This is a genomic window from Microbacterium sp. SMR1, assembly GCF_003289625.1.
In the GTDB taxonomy this organism is placed as follows: domain Bacteria; phylum Actinomycetota; class Actinomycetes; order Actinomycetales; family Microbacteriaceae; genus Microbacterium; species Microbacterium plantarum.
This window is the reverse complement of record NZ_QMBN01000002.1, coordinates 633,598-649,920: the sequence shown is the minus strand read 5'-3', so window position 1 is coordinate 649,920 and position 16,323 is coordinate 633,598. Positions and strand designations below refer to the sequence as shown.

The 16,323-nt window shown below is 71.3% G+C and carries 13 protein-coding genes and 1 riboswitch; of the genes, 4 read left to right on the top strand and 9 right to left on the bottom strand.

The genetic code is table 11. The features are described from left to right. Positions 1-8: 8 nt before the first annotated feature. The 3 genes from thiD to thiM are packed head-to-tail and all read right to left on the bottom strand — an operon-like array spanning position 9 to position 2,991. Positions 9-1,511, bottom strand: coding sequence for a bifunctional hydroxymethylpyrimidine kinase/phosphomethylpyrimidine kinase (gene thiD, locus DO944_RS07700; protein WP_112616257.1), 1,503 nt, complete (start codon positions 1,509-1,511; stop codon positions 9-11). Beyond that, positions 1,508-2,188 carry a thiamine phosphate synthase gene (gene thiE, locus DO944_RS07695; protein WP_112616255.1) on the bottom strand — a complete coding sequence of 227 codons (681 nt, stop codon included), beginning with the start codon at positions 2,186-2,188 and terminating at the stop codon, positions 1,508-1,510. Before thiE ends, thiD begins: the two co-directional genes overlap by 4 nt. After that, positions 2,185-2,991: a hydroxyethylthiazole kinase gene (gene thiM, locus DO944_RS07690; protein WP_396652013.1), complete on the bottom strand. Its 807-nt coding sequence runs from the start codon at positions 2,989-2,991 to the stop codon at positions 2,185-2,187. Before thiM ends, thiE begins: the two co-directional genes overlap by 4 nt. Positions 2,992-2,993: 2 nt before the next feature. Continuing rightward, positions 2,994-3,090: riboswitch (TPP riboswitch) on the bottom strand. A gap of 116 nt (positions 3,091-3,206) precedes the next feature. On the opposite strand from thiM, the gene DO944_RS07685 reads away from it, so the two are divergent. The 3 genes from DO944_RS07685 (at position 3,207) to DO944_RS07675 (ending at position 6,209) form a co-directional block, all read left to right on the top strand. Continuing rightward, positions 3,207-4,166 carry a hypothetical protein gene (locus DO944_RS07685; protein ID WP_112616253.1) on the top strand — a complete coding sequence of 320 codons (960 nt, stop codon included), beginning with the start codon at positions 3,207-3,209 and terminating at the stop codon, positions 4,164-4,166. Positions 4,167-4,231: 65 nt separating this feature from the next. Beyond that, positions 4,232-4,738: a GNAT family N-acetyltransferase gene (locus tag DO944_RS07680; protein WP_112616251.1), complete on the top strand. Its 507-nt coding sequence runs from the start codon at positions 4,232-4,234 to the stop codon at positions 4,736-4,738. A 130-nt stretch (positions 4,739-4,868) separates the two neighbouring features. Next, complete coding sequence (locus DO944_RS07675; protein ID WP_112616249.1) at positions 4,869-6,209, top strand: HNH endonuclease signature motif containing protein; 1,341 nt, start codon at positions 4,869-4,871, stop codon at positions 6,207-6,209. Positions 6,210-6,254: 45 nt separating this feature from the next. Here DO944_RS07675 and DO944_RS07670 read toward each other — a convergent pair whose 3' ends face one another. Together DO944_RS07670 and DO944_RS07665 are read right to left on the bottom strand one after the other, a co-directional pair. Then, positions 6,255-7,184, bottom strand: a complete 930-nt coding sequence (locus tag DO944_RS07670; RefSeq protein ID WP_258524608.1) for a cytochrome b/b6 domain-containing protein — start codon at positions 7,182-7,184, stop codon at positions 6,255-6,257. Between the two features lie 9 nt (positions 7,185-7,193). Next, positions 7,194-7,970: an enoyl-CoA hydratase-related protein gene (locus DO944_RS07665; protein ID WP_112616247.1), complete on the bottom strand. Its 777-nt coding sequence runs from the start codon at positions 7,968-7,970 to the stop codon at positions 7,194-7,196. Between the two features lie 119 nt (positions 7,971-8,089). Between DO944_RS07665 and DO944_RS07660 the strand changes: the two genes are divergently transcribed. Further along, positions 8,090-11,884: a choice-of-anchor I family protein gene (locus DO944_RS07660; RefSeq protein WP_220118287.1), complete on the top strand. Its 3,795-nt coding sequence runs from the start codon at positions 8,090-8,092 to the stop codon at positions 11,882-11,884. Positions 11,885-11,912: 28 nt separating this feature from the next. On the opposite strand, the gene DO944_RS07655 is transcribed toward DO944_RS07660, so the two are convergent. From DO944_RS07655 to DO944_RS07640, 4 genes are read right to left on the bottom strand one after another with little or no spacing between them, the layout of a single operon-like run. Continuing rightward, positions 11,913-13,103, bottom strand: a complete 1,191-nt coding sequence (locus DO944_RS07655) for a bifunctional 2-methylcitrate synthase/citrate synthase (protein WP_112616245.1) — start codon at positions 13,101-13,103, stop codon at positions 11,913-11,915. A gap of 41 nt (positions 13,104-13,144) precedes the next feature. After that, positions 13,145-14,071 (bottom strand): methylisocitrate lyase, encoded by a 927-nt coding sequence (prpB, locus tag DO944_RS07650; protein WP_112616243.1) that lies wholly within the window; start codon positions 14,069-14,071, stop codon positions 13,145-13,147. Then, on the bottom strand, positions 14,071-15,591 hold the full coding sequence (locus tag DO944_RS07645) for an MmgE/PrpD family protein (protein ID WP_112616241.1): 1,521 nt from the start codon (positions 15,589-15,591) through the stop codon (positions 14,071-14,073). Before DO944_RS07645 ends, prpB begins: the two co-directional genes overlap by 1 nt. Beyond that, positions 15,588-16,250: a GntR family transcriptional regulator gene (locus tag DO944_RS07640; RefSeq protein WP_181574183.1), complete on the bottom strand. Its 663-nt coding sequence runs from the start codon at positions 16,248-16,250 to the stop codon at positions 15,588-15,590. The genes DO944_RS07645 and DO944_RS07640 overlap by 4 nt, the downstream gene beginning before the upstream one ends. Positions 16,251-16,323: the final 73 nt, after the last annotated feature.

The window sequence follows — 16,323 nt, the reverse complement described above, 5'->3', positions numbered from 1 at the left end:
AGCACAGACTAGGCCCCGCGCGCAGGCCCTCTCGCCCGTGTTGCGCCGGCCAGCGCTGCGATGGGCGCCTCGAAGAAGGCGAGCTCGTGGCGCATCGATCGCGCGAACGCGACGCTCATCCGCGCGCGCTCTGCCGCCGACGCGTCCGCCGCCGCCCGCTCGACGATCTCGATCGCGGCGCGGGTCGATGCGGCGAAAGCGGGGTCGGCGTAGGTCGAAAGCCAGTCCCGATACGGATGGTGCGGGTGCGACGCCGCCGCGAATCGCTCGCCCACATCGGAGTACAGCCAGAAGCACGGCAGGAGGGCGGCGACCAGCTCACCGTACGCACCGCGAGCGGATGCGGCGTGGAGGTGATCGGTGTAGGCGAGCGTCGCGGCGGCGGGGTCCGCGGCGTCCGCGCCGACCCGCGAGCGGTGGAGCTCGGATTCGACCGCGATCGCCGAGGCGGCGGCCTCCGCCCAGAACACCTGTTCCTCGCCTCGCGGGGCGAGCGCGCTGGCTCGGGCGAGGACACGGGCGTACTCCGAGAGGTACAGCGCGTCCTGCTGGAGGTACCAGGCGAAGACCGGCTCATCGAGCTCTCCCGTGCGCAGCCCCTCGACGAAGGCGCAGGAGTCGACGGCGGCGCGAAGCGGAGCGGCGCCGGCCCAGGCGCGCTCTGTCCACGACACGGGCGACGGGAGGTGCGGGCGCAGCTCGTGCAGGTGGTCGACGGGGCCGTTGCCTCGCCCGACGCCGAGCGCCGCGCCCGCTGTGATCGAACCGGCCAACCATTCGGTCGCACGCGCGAGGGCACCGGTCCAGCCGATGCCACTCGCGCCGAGCGTCGCCATCGCCGACGACAGGGAGCACCCGGTGCCGTGGGTGTTGGTCGAGGCGATGCGGCGACGCGACACCTCCGCCGCGACCCCGTCCGGCGTCACGATCGCGTCGGGGCAGTCGTCGCCGTCGAGATGCCCGCCTTTGACGAGCACCGCCGCACCCGATGTGCGCGCGAACCGCTGTGCCTGGGCGAGGGCGTCGAGCCATGTGCGTGCGACCGGCTCCTCCGCGAGCACGGCCAGCTCGGGGAGGTTCGGAGTCACGAGGGCGACGCGCCCGCAGAGGGCGCGGATCGCGGCCTCTGCGGCGGGATCGAGCAGGCGATCGCCGCTCGTGGCCACCATGACGGGGTCCAGCACGACGAGGTCATGGCCCCGCCGAGCCAGCCAGTCGTCGACGACCGCGACGAGCGGCTCGGAGTGCAGCATCCCGATCTTGATCGCATCGATCTCGACGTCATCGCCGACCGCGTCGAGCTGCGTACGCAAGAACTCCGGCGGAGGCACGTGCACGGCCCGCACACCGCGGGTGTTCTGCGCCACGAGGGCCGTGACGACGGCCATGCCGTAGCCGCCCATCGCCGCGATCGACTTGAGGTCGGCTTGAATGCCCGCGCCGCCCGACGGGTCGGTGCCCGCGATGCTCAGCACCCGCGGCACGCGCGGCGCCCGTGCCCCCGCGGTCACCGGACCGCTCCGTCCGCAGTGTCGGAACCGCGCCCGCGCGCTGCGACGGCGAAGGCGCGCGCGGCCGCGGCGGGGTCCGCGGCACCGCTGATCGCCGAGACGACGGCGACCCCGGCTGCCCCCGCTCGGCGGAGGGCGGCGACGTCATCGGGACCCACGCCCCCGATCGCGACGCACGCGAGCGGCGTCGCCGCGGCCCGTTCTGCGAATCCCTCGATGCCCAGCGCGGGCGGGTGATCGGCCTTCGTGATCGTCGGCCGGATCACACCGACCCCGAGATAGTCGAGGGTGCCGTCCGGCATCGCGTGGGCGGCCTGCAGATGCGCCGCCGTGTTCGCCGTCCACCCGATGACGGCGTCCGGCCCGAGGACTCGCCGCGCAGTCGTGGGCGGGATGTCGTTCTGACCGAGATGCACGCCGTCCACGCGGGCCCCCGCATCGATGGCGGCGAGGGCGACGTCGACCCGGTCGTCGATGAGCAGCGGAACCCGCCCCGCGATCACATCCGACAGCATCCGGGCGCGGCGGATCAGCTCGGCCGCGCTCACTCTCTTGTCGCGCAGCTGCACCACTGTCACGCCCCCGTCGACGGCGGCGTCGACGATCGACAGCAGCGCGTCGGCGTTCAGCCGGTCATCGGTGACGAGGTGCAGGGCGAGGTCGACCCGGCGGGTCACCGGACGCCCTCCGCCGCCATCGCGCGGGTCGCGACGCGTGCGGCATCGAGGTCGCCGGGAGCGAGCGTCGCGAGCGCGTCGAGGAAGGCGACGGCGAACGAGCCGGGACCGGACGACACGGATGCCGCGGCCTCGGCGGCCTGCTTGTGCACGAGCGACGCTGCGACGGCTGCCGAGAAGGGCTCGACGACGCCGAGGAAGGCCGCCATCGTCGCGCCCAGCGAGCAGCCTCCGCCGGTCACCCGGGTCAGCAGCGGGTGTCCCCCGGGAACCCGCGCGACCCGTTCTCCGTCGGTGACGAGGTCCGTCGCGCCCGACACCGCGACGACCGCGCCGGACCGGCGGGCCAGGGCCGCCGCGGCCGCGTGCACCGAGTCCGGGTCGTCGATGCTGTCGACGCCGCGGCCGCCCGCGCCGGTTCCGGCGACCGCCGCGATCTCCGAGGCGTTGCCGCGGATGATCGCGGGGCGAGCAGCGACGAGCTCCGCGGCAAGGGCCGTGCGGACCGGCAGCATCCCGACCGCGACGGGGTCGAGCACCCAGCGCCGCGTCGCCGCCACGATCTCGCGGGCGCTGGCCTGCTGCTGCGGATTCGGGGTGCCTAGGTTGATCAGGACACCGTCGGCGACGCCGGCGAAGATGCCCGCCTCACCCTCGATGTCGACCATCGCCGGACTCGCCCCGAGCGAGAGCAGCGCGTTCGCGGTGAACCCGGTGACGACGGCGTTGGTCACGCAGTGGGTGAGCGGAGCGGCATCCCGCAGCGCTCGGAGCGCCGCTTCCGGTCCTCGGACGGTGGGCACGACATCGCGCATTTCGACATCCCTTCGCCAGCATTGCACTGGAGCAGGTTCGACGGGTCTGATCTCAGCTCGCGGTCGCGGGCACCCCGTGTCGGGACACGACCATAGCAGGCCGGTTTGCACGCTCTGGGCCGCTGTGCTTTTCTCCCGGCCCCCGAAGCGCGTAGGTTGCGAGTGAGCGCGCTTCACGGGCCGGCGCGCGAGGGGGTGGGGCCGTGCTGACAGCGGGATGCGCGCTGGTCTTCGCGTGCCTCATGACGATCATCGGTCTCGTCGTGCTGTTCACGCTGCGCCCGAGCTGGCGTCGGCGCGGCGCGCTCCTGCGCTTCGGGATCGTCGGCGCGCTCTCGGCCACCGCGTCCAGCCTGCTGTACCTCGTCCACACCCAGACCGGCGATCCGGCATCGCTCGTCATCAGCGACATCGCCATGGTGCTCGGCCCGGGACTGATCTTCGCCGGGCTCGGCTCGCTCGGCGGCGGCGTCCTCGCCCGAGGCGGCATCGCCGTCTCGCTCGCCGCTGTCGTCGGCGTCGTCTCCGCGGCGATCGGGCTGCCCGTCTCGCTCGCGGTGAAGGTCCTGATCATGGCGGTCATCTGCGGGTTGACCAGCGTCGCCGCGAGGCACCCGGCCATCGCAGCGCGACGCGGGTCGTGGCTCCTCGCAGCGACCATGGCGGTCTACGCGCTCTTCTCCGTGTGCCGCGCCGGCGTGGGGCTCACGCTCGGATGGGATTCAGCGCTCTACCGCCTCGGGTTCTCGGTCGCGCCGACGACCATCGCGGGGGCCGTGCTCGTCCTCCTGAGCGGCGCTGCCCTCCTGATGATCCTGTCGGACCGCAGCGCCGCGCTGGCCGCGCAGCGCTCGCGCGGGGCCTCGGGCGACGACCGGGGGCCGGCGTGGACGGTCACGCTGGGTTCGTACGAGATCGTCCGAACCGCCCTCGGGGCCGCGCGCGCCGATCGGATGCGGGAGGACCTGATCGCCGCGGCGCGGACTCTCGATCCCGGCGCCGTCGTCGAACCCGCGGGGGCCGGTGCACGGCTGCGCAGCCCCAGCGAGCAGAGGGTCATCGAACGAGCGCTGCGAGCTCGACTGGTCGCGGCGGGCTGGAGCCCGGGCGAGGTCGGCCTGGTCTCGGTCGAGGTCGCCGTGGTGGACGGTGTCGGCGCATGACGGCAGGCGGCGCAACCCCGACTCCCCGATTTCACGCCGTCGCCGGCCGCGCGTAGAGTCTGGCCATGGAAGCCGAACTGCAGACCGACATCGTCGTCCGTCCGGTGCGGGATGTCGACGCCGAAGCCCTCGGGCGGGTGCACGCCACCTGCTGGCACGAGACCTACGACCACCTCATCAGCACCGCCGCTCTTCAGAGCGTCTCGCCGCGACGACTCGCCGAGCTGTGGACCCACTGGGCCGCGCAGGGCGAGGACTTCCGGATGTACGCCGCGCTCGTCCGCGGCGAGATCGTCGGCTTCGTCGGGTCGGGCCCGGCGCGCGATCGCGACGCCCCCCGGATGCGCGAGCTGTACTTCATCTACCTGCTCGACGCCTGGCACGGCACCGGCATCGGTCAGCGGCTCTTCGACGCGGCCGTCGAGAAGGACGAGGGCGTCTACCTGTGGGTCGCGGAGGACAACCCCCGCGCGCACCGCTTCTATGAGCGAAATGGCTTCACGCTCGACGGGCAGACCCACACCGAGCCGTTCCTCGGCGAGACGCTGACCGAGGTCCGCTTCGTCCGCTGACCCGGCGCGAGTCGGGTGACGGCGGCGGAGCGATCGGCGCCGCTCCTCCCCCGCCAGTCTTTCTAGCGAGCTGCCCACATTCGCACTTCTGTTCGACTTGGATGTCGTACCCCACTGCCATCATGGGAACATGACACCGAATGTCGCGGGTGGCGAGGTGGGACGCGAGGCACCCACGCCGTCGCAGGCGCTCGCTTTTGCGAGATACGCGGCGGCCCTCGACCTCTCTCACGCCGCCGATGTCGCCCGCACCCGGGCGCTGGCCGACCTGGGCCACGCCGCCCTGCACGACGCGCGGCGCGACGGCGTGCGAGGCATGGCCTCGGACATGGAGCTGCGTTCGGTCGCGGCCGAGGCCGCGGAGATGGCGCGACTCACCGACCGCAGGTTGCAGGGCGAGATCGACCACGCGATGACCGTCATCGACGACTACCCCGCGGTGTTCGAGGCGTGGGTGCAGCGGCGGATCGAACGTGGCCACGTGGATGTGGTCGTGCGGGTCGGCGCGGGAGTGCCTGCGGAGGCCCGGGGGTCGTTCGCGGAGGCCGCGATCGCGGTGTGCGAGCGGGATGTGCCGTCGCGGGTGCGGGGTGCGCTGGATGCGTTGGCGGCGCGGTTGCATACGCAGACGTTCACGGAGCGGCACAAGGCCGCGGCGGCGGAGCGGTGCGTGCAGGTGTTCCACGGGTCGGACGGGATGTCGAATCTCGTCGCGAACCTTCCGACGGTGATCGCCGCGGGGATGCTCGACCGGCTGACGCAGATGGGGCAGTCGGTGAAGGACGCCCGGGCGGAGAGTGATTCCGCCGGCACGCGGTCGATGGATCAGCTGCGGGCCGACATCCTCGGTGACCTCGTACTCGGCGGGGCGCCCGTCGTTGACCCGACGTATGGGATCGACCGGGCTGGTGGGCTCGGGGCGATCCGCGCGCGGCTTCAGGTGGCGGTCACCGCCGAGACGCTGATGGTCAAGGACGAGAACCCCGCCGAAGCGGTGGGCGCTGCGCTGATCGATGCCGACACGGCACGCGAGCTCGCCGGGCAGGTCAGCGAGTGGGACCGGCTGTTCATCGACCCCGTCACCCGCACACCGGTCGAGATCGACACCTACCGGCCGACCGCTTCCATGAAAAAACTCCTGATGGCCCGTGATCAGCACTGCCGGTTCCCCGGATGCCGCCGGGCCGCGATCCGCTGCGAGATCGACCACACCATCGATTACGCCCTGGGTGGGCATACCCACATCTTCAACCTCGCCCATCTCTGCCAGCGGCACCACTCGATGAAGCAATTCACGAAATGGGAAGTCCGGCAGGTCGGCGGAGGGGTTCTCGAATGGACCTCACCCCTCGGCCGGGTCTACCGCGAAGACGTTCCCATACCGGCCGTATGCTTCACCATCGACACCGCGGACCCGCCACCGGATGCCGCACCCAGCGGACCGCCGCCGGACGAACCGCCACCCTTCTGACACCGCCTGATCGCGCGGGCGTGATCTCCGACCGGCCGACGACGGTCAACGGGTGATGGTCGTGCCGAACAGGCGCGCGATCGGTACGAGGACAGCGGGGCGAGCGGCGACGCACGCCCCGACGATGACGGCGAGCGACAGGACGAACAGCCAGAAGCCGGTCCAGTTGTCGGCGTAGGCCGTCGGGTCCGCCGATCCTTGTGCGGCGTACATGTGGTTGAGGTTGCGGAGCGCTCCCGTAGCCAGGACGAGAGCGACATGGGTCACGATGAAGACGACGAAGAAGAGCATCACCAGCACGTGCAGGCGTCGTGCCCACTCGAGCGGGTACAGGCGGTTGATCCGCCCGTCGCCCCGCGGCCAGACGGTGCTGAGCCGCGCGCCGGTGACGACCGCGAGCGGCGCCGCGACGAATACCGTCGTGGCGTACGCGAGCTGCTGCAGGCTGTTGTAATTCACCCAGCCGTTCTCCGTCGGCCAGTCGAGCGACACGTACTGCAACGCCGCCGAGGCAGCATTCGGCAGCACGTCCCAGCTCGTCGGCACGATCCGCATCCACTGTCCGGTCGCAAAGAGCAGGATGACGAACACGATGCCGTTGCCGATCCAGATGACGTCGAGCGCCTGATGGAACCAGATCGTGAGGCTCGTCCGGCGCTTCGGCCTGCCCCGCGGTGACCAGAACACCCTCGGACGCTTCTCCTTCCGCGCCTGCAGACCCGTGCGAATGATCAGCACCATCAGGAAGGCGTTGAAGAAGTGCTGCCAGGCGAGCCACGGCGGAATCCCGACCGGCGCCCCCGCCGGCAGCGGGTATGCGCCCGGGTATCGCTCGACGAACCCACGCATCGCATCGAGGCTCAGCGCCCAGCGGGCGAACGCGACGGCACCCGCCGCCGCGAGCACCAGTGCGACGCCGACGGCCACGATCACCGTCACCCGTCGGCGTGCGGCGGCCCCGCGTTCGACCAACACCGCGGCAGGTCAGCGGTGGCGGAACTCGGGGGCGCGCTTCTCGGCGAAGGCGGCCATGCCTTCCTTCTGGTCCTCGAGCGCGAACAACGACGCGAAGAGCGTGCGCTCGAGGCGCAGCCCTTCCGCGGCACTCGTCTCCTGCGAGGCGCGCAGCGCCTGCTTCGCCGCATAGGCGACCGGCAGCGATCGCGACGCGATCCGCTCGGCGACGGCACCGGCTTCGTCGAGCAGCTGCGCCGCCGGAACCACACGAGACACGAGCCCGGCGCGCTCCGCCTCCTCCGCTGGCATCCGCCGTCCGGTCAGCACGAGCTCCGCGGCCTTGTAGTAGCCGACCGCGCGCGTCAGCCGCTGCGTCCCGCCGATGCCCGGAATGACGCCGAGGTCGATCTCGGGCTGCCCGAACACCGCGGTGTCGGCGGCCAGCACGACGTCGCACATCATCGCCAGCTCGCACCCGCCGCCGAGCGCGAACCCGGCAACCGCGGCGACGACAGGGGTACGCACCCGCGCGAAGTCCTCCAACGCCGCGAAAGGGTTCTCCATGGCCATGTCGCGGGCACTCTTGCCCGCCATCTCTTTGATGTCCGCGCCGGCCGCGAACGCCCGCTCCGAGCCGGTCACCACGATCGCGCCGATCGCCTCGTCGCGGTCGAACGCCATGGCCGCGTCGGCGAGCTCGGCGACGAGCGTCGAGTTCAGGGCGTTCAACGCCTCCGGTCGGTTCAGTGTCAGCCAGCCGACGCGCCCTCGCGTCTCGCTGACGATGGTCGTGTAGTCGCTCATCCCCTCATCGTGCCACGCGCCTCTCCGCGCGTCTCCGATCGGTTGCCGGGCATTCACATGCCGGACACGTGCGGAGAGTACTCACGACCTGCACCCGTTCACCCGACCAGAGGACACCTATGCCTTCGCCTGCCCGGAGCCGCACGGTTCCCCGCACGCTCGCCGCCGTCGCGACGGCCGCACTCACCTGCACGCTGGCACTGACGCCGCTCACCACGGCATCCGCCGCGATCGTCAGCGAACCGATCACCGACTCCGCTCCCGGCGCGACGCTCGCGCTCACACCCATCGGCACCCACGAGACCGGCGTCTTCGATGAGTCCGCCGCCGAGATCGTGCAGTCGTACCGCGACCGCCTCTACGTCGTCAACGCGCAGGCCGGCTCGGTGACGGTGCTCGACAACAGCGACCCGACCGCGCCGGTCGAGCTGTTCACCATCGCCGATGCCGGCACGGCGAACTCCCTTGCGATCCGCGACGACGGTCTCGGCATCGTGGCGTTCGAGGCCGAGGACAAGACCGCGAACGGGTCACTGGTCTTCTTCGACGCGAACGCCGGCGACGCGGCATCCGCTCGCCTCGGCTCGGTCACCGTCGGCGCCCTGCCCGATATGGTCACGATCTCGAAGGACGGCGCGTACGCGGTCGTCGCGAACGAGGGCGAGCCCGCCGACGACTTCTCGGTCGACCCGGAAGGATCCGTCGGCGTCGTCGCGCTCCCCAAGACCGTCTCGGCCCCCGCGCAGGCGGCCGTGCGCATCGCGGGCTTCGGCGCGTTCGAGCCCGGCGGCTCGAAGACGCTTCCGGCCGGCGTGCGCGTGTTCGGACCGGACGTCGCGGCACCGGACCAGGGAGACAAGCCCCTCACCGCCAATCGTGTGAGCCGCAACCTCGAGCCCGAGTACATCACCGTCGACGGCACGACCGCTTACGCGGCGCTCCAGGAGGCGAACGCGATCGCCGTCGTCGACCTCGCCAAGGCCGAGGTCACCAAGGTCGTCCCGCTCGGGTTCAAGGATCACGGCGCGGTCGGCAACGGGCTCGACGCGAGCGATAAGGACGGCGCGATCAACATCGCCGAGTACGCCGGGCTGAAGGGCATGTACATGCCCGACGGCATCCAGTCGTACTCGGCCACGGCGGGCGGCAAGGCCACGACCTACCTCGTCACCGCCAACGAGGGCGACGCCCGCGAGTGGGGCGACTACGCGGAGGCCGTCCGCGTGAAAGACCTCGGCAAGAAGGGGCTCCCGGCCGTCTGCGCCGATTCTCCCCTCGCGGCGCAGCTCGGCGATGCAGCCCTCGGACGTCTGAACGTCACGATCGAGAACGGTCTGCGCGCGGACGGCAGCTGCTACGACGAGCTGTACTCCTTCGGCGGTCGCTCGTTCTCGATCTGGGGCACCGACGGCTCGCTGGTGTTCGACTCGGGCGACCAGTTCGAGCAGATCCTCGCGCGCGTCGCGCCCGAGTACTTCAACTCGAACCACACCGAGGCCAACCTCGAGGGACGCAGCGACGACAAGGGCCCCGAGCCTGAGAACCTGTCGATCGGGACGGTCGGCGGCCGCACGTACGCCTTCATCGGCTTCGAGCGCGTCGGCGGCGTCATCGTCTACGACATCACGGATCCGAAGGCGGCGACGTACGTGACGTACGTCAACAACCGCGACTTCAGCGCCGCTGCCGACTCCCCCGACGCGGGCGACCTCGGCCCCGAGGGCATCCAGTTCATCGGGGCGCACCGCTCCCCCACGGGCCAGCCGCTGCTCGCGGTCGGCAACGAGGTGTCGGGAACGACGACGCTGTACAGCATCGAGCAGCTCGTCGGCGGCGCTCCCGTCGCGCAGCCCGACATCCGCGTGCTGACGATCAACGACTTCCACGGGCGGCTCGTGCAGGAATCCAGCGGCGTCGCGGGTGCCGCTGTCCTCGCGGGCGCGGTCGACACGTTCCGCCAGCAGAACCCGAACACCCTGCTCGTCTCGGCCGGTGACAACATCGGCGCGTCGGCGTTCGAGTCGTTCATCGATCAGGACACCCCCACGATCGACGCACTGAAGACGGCCGGCCTCGACGTCAGCGCAGTCGGCAACCACGAATTCGACCGTGGTTTCGACGACCTGACCGGTCGCGTCATCCCTCGATTCGAGGAGGACGCGGATGCCGACGCCTTCAGCGACTTCGCACTCGGTGCGAACGTCTTCGTGAAGGGCACCGACGAGCACGCGCTCAAGCCGTACACGATCAAGGAGGTCGACGGCACGCAGATCGCGTTCGTCGGCACCGTGACCGAGCAGACCGCGGGCATGGTGAGCCCACAGGGCATCGCGGGCATCGAGTTCCGCGACCAGGTCGCATCGGCCAACGATGCAGCGGCCGACGCGGTCGCCGAGGGCGCGGACATCGTGGTGCTGCTCGCCCACGAGGGCTCCGCGGGCTCCGACTGCACCGCGATCGCCACCGAGACCGGCGACTTCGGCGACCTCGTCCGTGGCGCGTCCGACGACATCGACGCGATCGTCTCCGCTCACACGCACCAGAAGTACGCGTGCGAGATCGGCGGGCGCCCGGTGCTCCAGGCGCACCAGTACGGCACGACGCTCGGCGCGCTCGACATCGAGCTGACCGACGCGGGCGAACTCGAGTCGATCACCCCCAGCACGGTGTCGCTGTACGACGCCACGCTGGGGCAGTACATCGCCTACCCCGACACCGAGACGGCCCAGGTCGTCGCGAACGCGGTGCGCATCGCGGACGAGAAGGGCCGCGTGCAGGTCGGCTCGATCACCGCCGACATCCTGCGCGGCAAGACCGCGTCGGGCTCGGAGGACCGCGGCGTGCACTCGACGCTCGGCAACACCGTCGCCGACGTCTACCTGTGGGCCACGTCGCAGAACCCGGCCTACGGTGGGCGCGACGCCGAGGTGGCGTTCATGAACCCGGGCGGCCTGCGCGCCGACCTGCTGTTCGGCGACGACAACGGCGCTGTGTCATACCGTGAGGTCGCCAACGTCCAGCCGTTCGCGAACACCCTGGTCACGCTCGAGCTCACCCCGGCACAGATCAAGCAGGTTCTCGAGGAGCAGTGGCAGCCCGACGGAGCGTCGCGTCCCAAGCTCGCGATGGGCGTGTCGAAGGGCTTCACGTTCGAGTACGCACCCGAGGGAACGAGGGGCTCGCACATCCGCTCGATGCAGCTGAACGGTGAGCAGCTCGCGCTCGACGACACCACCACGAAGATCCGCGTCGTCACCAACTCGTTCCTCGCGGGCGGCGGCGACAACTTCGGCACCTTCGCGACGGGCACCGGCGCCGCGGACTCCGGCCAGGTCGACCTGCAGGCGACGGTGGAGTTCTTCGCCGCCGTGGGCCCGGTCTCACCGGCGCCGGCGAACCGTGCCTACGTCGCCGGCGAGCAGCCGCCGGTCGAGCAGCCCGGCTTTCCCGGCCCCGGCGCGCCCGGTGACGGCGAGCCCACGGAGCCCGGCGAGCCCGCCGAGCCCGGCGAGCCCGCACAGCCGTGGGCGACGGTCGAGCTCGGCGGCAGCACGGTCGCGCAGGGCGGCACGCTCGATGTCACGGTGACCGGCCTCGAGCCGGGCCAGCGGATCGCCGCGACACTGTTCAGCGAGCCGATCGTCGTCAGCGGCATCCCCGCGGCCGACGCATCCGGCCGCACGGCGTTCTCGATCGCGATCCCGCGTGACTTCGAGGTCGGCGCGCACCGCCTCGTCGTGACGTCGGGGACGCTCACGCCGATCGAGGTCGCCGTGACGGTGACGGCCGCCGCGCCGGCGGGCACGATCGCCGTCACCGGCGGGACGGCTCCGATCGGGTTCGCAGTGGCGGGCATCCTCGCCCTCGCGCTGGGCGGCCTCCTGGTCGCCGCGCGTCGCCGCCGAACCGCCTGACCCGTCCGAGTCCGCCCCGAGGGAGCCGTCAGCCGGCGACTTCCTCGGGGCGCTCTGCTGCCTCGACCTCGGCCTCGTCGGCGACATATCCGTCGACGTGGCGCTCATCCGGCCCGTCGTACGCAGACAGCGGCCGGATGAGCGCATTGGCGGCGTACTGCTCCATGATGTGCGCCGTCCACCCCACCACGCGCGCCGCGACGAAGAGGGGCGTGAAAGTGACGGTGTCGAACCCCATGAGGTTGTACGCGGGGCCCGACGGATAGTCGAGGTTCGGGTAGATGCCCTTGCGCTCGGTGAACTCGCGCTCGAGGGCGTCGTAGAGCTCCGCGACATCCGGCCGGTCGTAGTGGGCGACCAACGCGTCGAGCGCCGCCTTCATCGTCGGAACCCGCGAATCGCCGCGCTTGTAGACGCGGTGACCGAACCCCATGATCTTGCGCTTCTCGGCGAGCGCCCGGTCGAGCCAGGCCTCGACGGCGGTGGCATCCCCGATCTCGTCGAAGACGTGCATCACAGCCTCGTTCGCTCCGCCGTGGAGCGGCCCCTTGAGGGCTCCGATCGCCCCGACGACGGCCGAGTACAGGTCGCTCAGGGTCGAAGCGATGACCCGAGCCGTGAAGGTCGAGGCGTTGAACGAGTGCTCGGCGTAGAGGATCAGCGACCGGTTGAACGCGTCGGCGACGACCGGATCGGGCTCCTCGCCGAAGGTCATCCACAGGAAGTTCGCCGCGTCGTCGAGGTCGTCGCGCGGCTCGATGGGGCCGAGCCCGCGGCGGCGACGCTGCCCGTAGGCGACGACCGCCGGCAGCACCGCGAACAGGCGCAGGCTTCGCTCCAGGTTGCGCTCGGGCGTCCCGACGGCGTCGAGCACGGATGCCACGCCGGCGGTGTCGAGCGCGCCGAGAACGCTCACGGCGGTCCGCACCTCGTCCATCGGGTGCGCGTCCACCGGCATCCGGTCGATCGCCTCCCGCAGCTCCGGCGGCAGCGCCCGCTGCGGCCGAGCCCGCCGGCGCTGCTCGGCGAGCTGGTCGTCGGTCGGCAGTTCGCCGTGCCACAGCAGATGCGCCACGGCGTCGACCGGCTGCGTCGCGGCGAGCTCCTGGACCGGGTAGCCCCGGTAGAGCAGCGAGTTCGTCTCGGGGTTCACCTTCGAGATCGCCGTCACATCGGCGACGACCCCCACGAGCCCTTTACGGATGTCTTGCTCGGTCATGTTCTGTTCCCTCTCCGTCGAGTAGCCAGAATTCGCGGGTCTCAGCCCCGGTCGATCGACTCATTCTGGCGAGTCGACAGGGTGAAGTCGAAGACCGAGGAGTCGAATCGCGTGTAGCCCTCGTAGTCGACGAGGTCGTACAGGTCGGCGCGGTGCTGCATCTCGCCGAGCTTCGCGGTCAGGTTCCCGGCCGCCGTGAGCTCGTCGAGCGCGCGGCCCGCCGCCCCCATCGCGATGCGCAGCAGCGAGACGGGCCAGATCACGATCCGCACACCCGCGTCGCGCAGCTGGTCCACCGTGAAGAGCTCGGACTTCCCGAACTCCGTCATGTTCGCCAGGATCGGCACGTCGACGGCCGACGCCATCGCCTCGAACTCCGCGAGGTCGCGCATCGCCTCGGGGAAGATCGCGTCGGCCCCCGCGTCGACGAGCGCGCGGGCGCGGTCGACGGCGGCATCCATCCCCTCGATCGCCCGCACATCGGTGCGCGCCATGATGAGGAAGTTCGCGTCGCGCCGGGCGTCGACGGCAGCCCGGATGCGGCCCACGGCCGTGTTCTCGTCGACGACGCTCTTTCCGTCGAGGTGCCCGCAGCGCTTGGGGTTGACCTGGTCCTCGATGTGGCATCCGGCGAGGCCGGCATCCTCGAGCGTCTGGATCGTGCGGGCGACGTTCATCGGCTCGCCGAAGCCCGTGTCGGCGTCGATGATCGCCGGGAGCTCCGTCATCCGCGCGATCTGCTGGCCGCGCCCGGCGACCTCGCTGAGCGTCGTGAGCCCGACATCGGGCAGGCCGAGATCGGCCGCGATGACCGCGCCCGAGACGTACACACCGTCGAAGCCGCGCCGCTCGATGAGCCGGGCCGAGAGGGGGTTGAACGCCCCCGGGAATCGCAGGGTCTCACCGCTCGCGAGCCGCTCCCGGAGGATGCGGCGCTTGTCGGCGGCGGTGGTCTGCGAATACAGCATCAGAACAGCCCTCGCGGGTTCGGCGCGGACGCGATGACGCCGTCACGTGCGACGATGTTCAGCTCGCGCACCTCGTCCGCCGTGAGCTGGGGCAGGCGCTGGGCGAGGTCGAGGAAGCGCTCGATCTCGGCCGGCTCGAGCACGGGCTCGGCGAGGATCCGGAACTTGCGGATGTAGTCCTCGCGCGCGAACGGACGAGCACCGAGCGGGTGGGCGTCGGCGACGGCGATCTCGTCGACGATCGTCGAGCCGTCGGCCATCCGGATCTCGACGCGCCCGCCGAAGGCCTTCTCCGCAGGATCCTCCGAGTGGTAGCGCCGCGTCCATTCGGCATCCTCGGCCGTCGTGATTCGCTGCCACAGGGCGACCGTGTCGGGGCGGGCGGCGCGCTCGGGCGTGTACGAGTCGACGTGGTGCCAGCCGCCGTCCTGCAGTGCGACCGCGAAGATGTACGGGATCGAGTGGTCGAGCGTCTCGCGCGACGCGGTCGGGTCGTACTTCTGCGGGTCGTTCGCACCCGAGCCGATGACGTAGTGCGTGTGGTGGCTGGTGTGGAGCACGATGCTCTCGACGTTCGCGGAGTCGAGCAGCTCGGGGTGCTCGCCGTGCAGCTTGCGGGCGAGGTCGATCCACGCCTGCGCCTGATACTCGGCCGAGTGCTCCTTCGTGTACGAGTCGAGGATGCCGCGCTTGGGCTCTCCCGGCGCCGGCAGCGGCACCGTGTAGGCGGCATCCGGTCCGTCGAGCAGCCACGCGATGACGCCGTCCTCACCCTCGTAGATCGGGTTCGGGCTCGTCTCGCCGCGCATCGCGCGGTCGACGGCCTCGACCGCGAGCTTGCCGGCGAAGGCGGGGGCGTGGGCCTTCCAGGTCGAGATCTCGCCCTTGCGCGACTGGCGCGTCGCGGTCGTCGTGTGCAGCGCCTGGCCGACCGCCTGGTAGATCGTGGCGGTGTCGAGGCCGAGCAGCGTGCCGATGCCCGCGGCGGCCGAAGGCCCGAGGTGGGCGACGTGGTCGATCTTGTGCTTGTGCAGGCAGATGGCCCGCACGAGGTCGATCTGGATCTCGTACCCGGTCGCGAGGCCCCGCACGAGCGCCGCACCGTCGGCACCGACGTGCTGAGCGACCGCGAGGATCGGCGGGATGTTGTCGCCGGGATGCGAGTAGTCGGCGGCGAGGAAGGTGTCGTGGTAATCGAGCTCGCGCACCGCGACGCCGTTCGCCCACGCGGCCCACTCGGGGCTCGTGCGGTCGGTCACGCCGAACACGCTCGCCCCCGCGCCGCCCCGCGAGACCGGGTGGTCGAGCGCCTGCGCGCGGGCCGAGCTGACGGGCGCCCGGGTGAGGGATGCCGCCGCGACGGCGGCGTTGTCGATGATGCGGTTCACGATCATGTCGACCACGGCGGGCTCGACCGCCACGGGGTCGACGGCGACCTCGGCGATCTTCCACGCGAGCTGGTCCTCGCGCGCGAGCTCCTCGTCGCTGCGGTGGACGCGGACGTGATGGCTGACGGTCATGCGGATGCCTCCAGGGAGTCGAGGATGCTGGTCAGGGCGTTGTGCAAGTGGACATGGGTGGCGTGCGCCGCCAGGTCGGCGTCGCGGGCGGCGATGGCGCTCGCGATGAGCCGGTGCTCCTCGATCGACGCCGCGAGCCGCGCGGGGTTGTCGCGTGCGAGGCGGCGAACCCGCACGAGGTGAGCGCGGACCTTCGTGAGCGCCGACGTGAGGTAGGCGTTGCCTGCGGCGTCGTCGAGCGCCGCGTCGAAGCGAGCGATGAGCGCGTAGTACGCGTCGGGGTCACCCGCTGCGGGCGCATCGGCCTGCGCAGTGCGGTCGAACGCCGCGGCGAGCTCGGCGAAGAGCGCGGCGTCGCCCCGGGATGCCGCGAGCCGTGCGGCCGTCTCCTCGAGCGCACGGCGCACCTCGAACAGCGAGCGGATGTCGTCGCGGTCGATGTCGGCGACGACGGTCACCCGGGGTGAGGCCTGGCGCACGAGGCCGTCGGCCGCGAGCCGTCGCAGGGCCTCGCGCAGCGGAGTGCGGCTGACGCCCAGTCGCGTCGCCTGCTCCACTTCGCCGAGCACGGCGCCGGGCGCGAGGTCGCCGTTCTGGATCTCGGCCAGCAGAGCGGCGTAGGCGCGCTCTCCCGCCCGTGCTCCACCCTCGGCCACCATGCAGCGATTGTATACACAGAGCCCGCTTCGGGGGCCCATAGCGCGCGAATCGGGCACCAACGTATACAGAAAC